We start from the raw sequence: 1,267 nt of genomic DNA, 5'->3' as shown, positions 1-1,267 counted from the left end.
CTCAGCTTGTTGTTTGTTTTCACTCAAATCTTGCAACAGCAGCATCAAGGCGGTGTGCCCGTTGTGCTGAATCAGTGTTGCTTCTATTAAACAATCGATGGTTTCGCCATGGCTGTCTAGCATCTGTGCTTCAAACTGATTGCGGCCATGTTGAAGCTCTCGATACATTGCATCAACACGACACTCATCAGCAGTCGTAGGGCAGAGCGTGTCTAATGGCTGCTCAAGAAGGTCGGACTTTTTATAACTCAGTAGTTCAAGCGCTCGATGGTTGGCGTCGACGATTTCACGTTCAATAACGATCAGCATGCCTAACGATGAGCTGTGGTAAAGTGCGCCGAATTTCTCCATGGAGTCTTTCAGCTGTAACTGAGTCATAGACGTGTTTTCAGAGAGCTTTTGCACAAGCTTTGTCGCGAGTTCTAACTCATCGAACTTTACGGACTGCAAACCTTCAAGCTGATATTGGGAGGCGATTTCGTTAATGCCTTCGGCAAAGTGGCTAAAGCGTGTTGCCACCTTTCTTTTGAAGATGAAAAACGTGCTGGTAGCAATGACTGACGCTACCACCCCAACCGTCGCAAAGAGGTAAATAAAGAGCGTATTACCTTTTGAATAGTGTTCACGTTTGGTTTGTGTTTTCAACCACGCAATCGGCTCACCCGCGAGATCGCTGATTGGGGTCCATTTGATGATGGACTCTGAGGTTTTATCGATGCTTTTAGTTTTGGCATGATCGACAGGATTAAACGACTTGGTCACGAGCGTATTGCTGGCAGACATCATCGCTTTAAAGTCGCCAGGGAAACGCTCAGACAGATTGCGTCCCCAAAGCATCCAGCCGTTCGAAGGACGATCTCCTTCGCTGTTGCGAACTGGAGCTAAGCTCAACCCCCAAATGTTGTCATTGATCTTAAATATGCCCGCCAAACTTTCGCGGTGAACATCAAGCTTACTGTTCATCGCCAAAATATGCTGTTGGAGGAGTGGCACGGACACGACTTTATTGTTTAGTGAGGATGAAGACTCTGGTGTGTTTTCACGACTCAATGACACTAAGGATTGACCATCCAGTGTGATAAACGACATCAAATCGAGGTTCAGCGCATCAAGGGTTTCGACATATAAGTTGCGTTCGCTGTAACCTGCGATGTCACGGTGTGCGAAAAGGTCATAGGTCTCATCCCAGTAAGCCCAATCATAGGAACTTCCTTCTTGCTGAGTCACCATCATGTCAATTACGGCTATAGCTTGCTGACTTGAGTGG

The 1,267-nt window shown here is 46.8% G+C and carries 1 protein-coding gene; it reads right to left on the bottom strand.

Annotated features, from left to right (window positions below; all coding sequences use genetic code 11):
• On the bottom strand, positions 1-1,267 hold a 1,267-nt coding region (locus R7Q38_RS23725), incomplete at both ends, for a CHASE4 domain-containing protein (protein WP_318114510.1).

Origin of the sequence: Vibrio sp. Vb0598, assembly GCF_033338935.1 — a bacterium.
Taxonomy (GTDB): Bacteria; Pseudomonadota; Gammaproteobacteria; order Enterobacterales; family Vibrionaceae; genus Vibrio; species Vibrio alginolyticus.
This window is presented reverse-complemented; position numbering and strand designations above follow the sequence as displayed.